The 3,750-nt window shown below is 36.3% G+C and carries 5 protein-coding genes and 1 pseudogene; all 6 read left to right on the top strand.

Going from position 1 to position 3,750, the window contains the following annotated elements:
• Positions 1–73 (top strand): annotated as a pseudogene (locus HZR21_RS11260) (IS6 family transposase); the annotation flags it as partial.
• 194 nt (positions 74–267) lie between these two features.
• The gene (locus HZR21_RS11255; protein WP_180747685.1) at positions 268–849 is read left to right on the top strand and encodes a TetR/AcrR family transcriptional regulator; all 582 of its coding nucleotides are present in this window, start codon (positions 268–270) and stop codon (positions 847–849) included.
• Between the two features lie 82 nt (positions 850–931).
• A complete protein-coding gene (locus HZR21_RS11250; RefSeq protein WP_163604811.1) occupies positions 932–1,096 on the top strand; it encodes a hypothetical protein in 165 nt (54 codons plus the stop codon).
• A gap of 26 nt (positions 1,097–1,122) precedes the next feature.
• Entirely contained in the window at positions 1,123–1,746 is a 624-nt protein-coding gene (locus HZR21_RS11245) for a cysteine hydrolase family protein (RefSeq protein WP_002355386.1), read from the top strand.
• Between the two features lie 25 nt (positions 1,747–1,771).
• Entirely contained in the window at positions 1,772–2,158 is a 387-nt protein-coding gene (locus HZR21_RS11240; RefSeq protein ID WP_061775515.1) for an iron-sulfur cluster biosynthesis family protein, read from the top strand.
• Between the two features lie 17 nt (positions 2,159–2,175).
• Positions 2,176–3,525 (top strand): FAD-dependent oxidoreductase, encoded by a 1,350-nt coding sequence (locus HZR21_RS11235; protein WP_061775514.1) that lies wholly within the window; start codon positions 2,176–2,178, stop codon positions 3,523–3,525.
• Positions 3,526–3,750 lie beyond the last annotated feature (225 nt).

Here is a 3,750-nt window from a genome sequence, read left to right as displayed (position 1 = left end):
CCGAAGAAATGGAACGCTCTTCGGCTTTTCGGTGTCTACTGAAATCAAGGTATTAATGGGAATAACAGCCTAAGATATTTGGAGTTCAGAGAGGGCGCGTTTGATTTTCAAACTTCGCAACAGAACCGACACAGTTAATTATATGTTTTGTACTATTTGGTACAAAATGTTTGTATTTCAAAAAAGAATATGTTAATATAATTATACCAAGTGGTACAAAACAATGTTGTTAGATACAATCTAATCTAACCATTTGTTTCTAAAAATATGGAGGTGTACAACTTGAGAAATACGAAAGAAAAGATATTGACGGCTACAGAACAGCTTATATATAAAAAAGGTTATTCAGGGACTTCTATTAATGATATTTTAGATGAAACTGGGACAGGCAAAGGGCAATTCTATTATTACTTTGGTTCAAAGAAAGAAGCTAGCCTAGCAGTAATTGATAATCATGTTAAAATTTGGCAAAAACATTTGCTAAATGGAATCCTATCGAGAGATGAAAGTCCACTGGCAAACTTAAAAGAGATGCTGGATTGGATTTACAGTGATCATGCGCAAAAAAAAATATACTACGGCTGTCCTGTAGGTAATCTCGTTATTGAGCTTTCCGCCCTAGATGAGGATTTTAGAAAACCTCTTGAACAACTATTTTCAGATTTACAAAAAAAAATTGCGGAAAATCTATCAGCTTTAACAGGACTGCTGGTGGAACAAAATCTTCCTGCAGCATATGCAATTATTGCTCAAATTCAAGGAAGTCTTCTACTCTTGAAATTGACTAAAGATTTAAATGTTCTGGAATCAAATTTTGATTTATTAAAAACTAGTTTTGAAAAAATGTGAGAAAAATAATGAAAAAATTGGATATGATAGTTATCGGACCAGGTCCTGCCCCGCCTACTGCTGTGATACGACGTAAATCTTTATGTCAGCAGTTGAATCTAAAGAAAAAGTCAAGCTTTTGCAGGCAGATGCGATTCGGAGAGAATATCCCATTGCCGATGTTCAAAAAAGATGGCAAAGTTGTCAAACATTCATAGACGTTCTTTGTAAGGGGATACTTATGCAACCCATTGTAGAATTATCATAAAAATTTTATATTTAAAGGAGAACAAAATGTTCAATAACAAAAATACAGCATTCGTCGTTACAGACCCACAAGTCGAATTCCTCAAACCAAAAGGTGCAGGCTATGGTCTAACAAAAGATATCCTCAGAAAATATCATACCACTGAGAATCTTACAGAACTCTTCAAACATGCTAAAGCAAAAGGCTATAAAATCTTTATTTCACCACATTACTTTTACGACCATGACCAAAACTGGAAATTTGGTGGTCAAGGCGAACAAATGATGTTGAATAATAAAATGTTCCATCGTGAACACCAGTATCAAGAAACAGTGAAAGGTTCAGGAGCAGACTTCGTGGAGGAACTCAAACCTTACTTGGATGAAAATACTATCATCACAAGCCCCCACAAAATCTTCGGTCCCGAATCAAATGACTTGGCGCTTCAACTCCGTAAAAACGGCATTGATACTGTTATCTTGGCTGGAATGAACGCAAATCTCTGTGTGGATTCACACTTGCGTGAACTCGTAGAATCAGGTTTTCACGTTCACGTTGCAGCTGACGCTACAGGAGCACCTGGTCAAGAAGCCTATGATGCAGCAATAACAAATTTTGGATTTGTTGCAGATCGCACAATGAGTACAGCAAAAGTTCTTGAAGAGCTTTGAAGCAATAGATAAACAGGCAAATTAAATGAAAATAATATTTGATGAACTAGCTACTGAAAAAATTAAAAGCTTCGGTGATGTGGACTTAGCGATAGACTTTAACCACACTTTGAGTGAAACAAACACTGAAGTAGATGCTTGCGCAGGTGGTATTTCTCGTTGGCGTTTGGTTGCAGTAGATAAAGGAACAACTCCCGGAACATTTGATGGGAAAATGGAATCTGAGTTTGGTTCCATTTATTTCCAAGACTGGGGCAAGATTTTCTGGGATGAACATGACTTGAAAGTGAGACACGAGGGCTCATTGAATCTGATGACACTCAAGACCGACTGGGATACGATTTCAAATAATTTCATGATTGTTGACTTCCGTGGTAAATCTATCGTGGATAATAAGTTAGTTCAAAACTAAAATTTGGAGATTTTTAAATGAAAAAAATAGACGTAAAAAATATCGTTGTTGGTTTTGGTAAAGGTGGAAAGACCTTGGCCAAATTCCTTTCTGGAAAAGGAGAAAGTGTTGTCATTATTGAACAATCAACTCTAATGTATGGTGGGACTTGTATCAACATCGGCTGTATTCCATCAAAATTTTTGATTGTCAACGGTGAAAAAGGTTTGAAATTCACAGAAGCTGCAGAAAAAAAAGCGATCCTTACAGGTAATTTGAATCTAAAAAATTATCACATGATTGCGGATGAAGCAACAGCTGAAGTTATTGATGGCAAAGCAAAATTTGTCTCTGATCACGAAATCGAAGTGATGGATTCTGAGGGTGAAGTAATTGCACAACTAATTGGCGAACGTATCTTTATCAATACTGGCGCGACACCTGTCTTGCCACCAATTCCCGGACTTGTGGACAGTAGAAATGTTGTGACTTCAACTGAATTAATGGATTTGAAGCAGCTTCCTGAACATTTGACGATTATTGGTTCTGGTTATATTGGTCTTGAATTTGCTTCAATGTTTGCAAGTTACGGATCAAAAGTAACAGTTCTTGATATTTTCGATAACTTCCTTCCTCGTGATGATGAAGATATTTCGAAGTTGGTTCGTTCCGACCTTGAATCTAGGGGGATTATCTTTAAGCTTGGCGTGAAGATTGATGCTATTACTGACAATAGCGTTGAAATAATAAATAAAGAAGGCAAAAAAGTTTCAATCTTATCAGATAAAATTTTGGTTGCAACAGGTCGCAAACCCAATACTGCTGGACTTGGACTTGAAAACACTAATATTCAACTTGGTCAACGTGGAGAAATTGTGGTCAACGATAAACTTGAAACCACTGTTCAAAATGTATGGGCACTTGGGGATGTGCATGGCGGTTTACAATTTACTTACACTTCCCTTGATGATTTCCGTATTGTAAGTAATAACCTTTATGGAGATGGTAAGCGGAGTCTGTCTGACCGCAAAAATGTACCAACCTCTGTGTTTATCACACCTGCCTTGTCTAAAGTTGGCCTTAATGAAAAAGCTGCTAAAGCAGCGGGCATCGATTACCGTCTCTTCAAACTTGCTGCGACAGCCATTCCAAAATCAGCTGTCTTGAATCAGTCTAAAGGCTTACTCAAAGCTTTGGTTGATCCAGAGACAGACAAAATTCTTGGTATTACAATTTACGCAGAAGAATCTTATGAAACAATTAATCTCATAAGTCTTGCGATTGAAGTAGGCTTGCCTTACACATTATTGCGTGACAAAATTTACACTCATCCAACCATGACTGAAGCATTAAATGATTTGTTTGCCGCTAAAAATGAAGTAAAATAAAATAGTCAAATTTGATGGAAATCGAGTATGAGTTACTGACATACTACCAATAACTTTTTATATCTTGATAATTAAAACGAAAGTTTTTAATAGTTATTTTAAGGGCACCTCTAATAACTACCAATTAATTCACCTCTAAATGAAATTAGAAAAAAACACAGAAAACTAAGCATAGTCTACTGTGTTTTTCTTTATGTTACAGACGCCACTTGACTGTTTATTCTT

It is taken from the genome of Pseudolactococcus laudensis, from assembly GCF_013449735.1.
GTDB lineage: Bacteria > Bacillota > Bacilli > Lactobacillales > Streptococcaceae > Pseudolactococcus > Pseudolactococcus laudensis.
Note: the sequence above shows the minus strand (reverse complement) of the source record. Positions and strands in the feature narration are given on the sequence as shown.

What these genes read in the sequence shown, in the direction of transcription:
- HZR21_RS11255 (WP_180747685.1), top strand. Translation starts at nt 268, where the DNA reads ATGGAGGTGTACAACTTGAGAAATACGAAAGAAAAGATATTGACGGCT.
- HZR21_RS11250 (WP_163604811.1), top strand. Translation starts at nt 932, where the DNA reads ATGTCAGCAGTTGAATCTAAAGAAAAAGTCAAGCTTTTGCAGGCAGAT.
- HZR21_RS11245 (WP_002355386.1), top strand. Translation starts at nt 1,123, where the DNA reads ATGTTCAATAACAAAAATACAGCATTCGTCGTTACAGACCCACAAGTC.
- HZR21_RS11240 (WP_061775515.1), top strand. Translation starts at nt 1,772, where the DNA reads ATGAAAATAATATTTGATGAACTAGCTACTGAAAAAATTAAAAGCTTC.
- HZR21_RS11235 (WP_061775514.1), top strand. Translation starts at nt 2,176, where the DNA reads ATGAAAAAAATAGACGTAAAAAATATCGTTGTTGGTTTTGGTAAAGGT.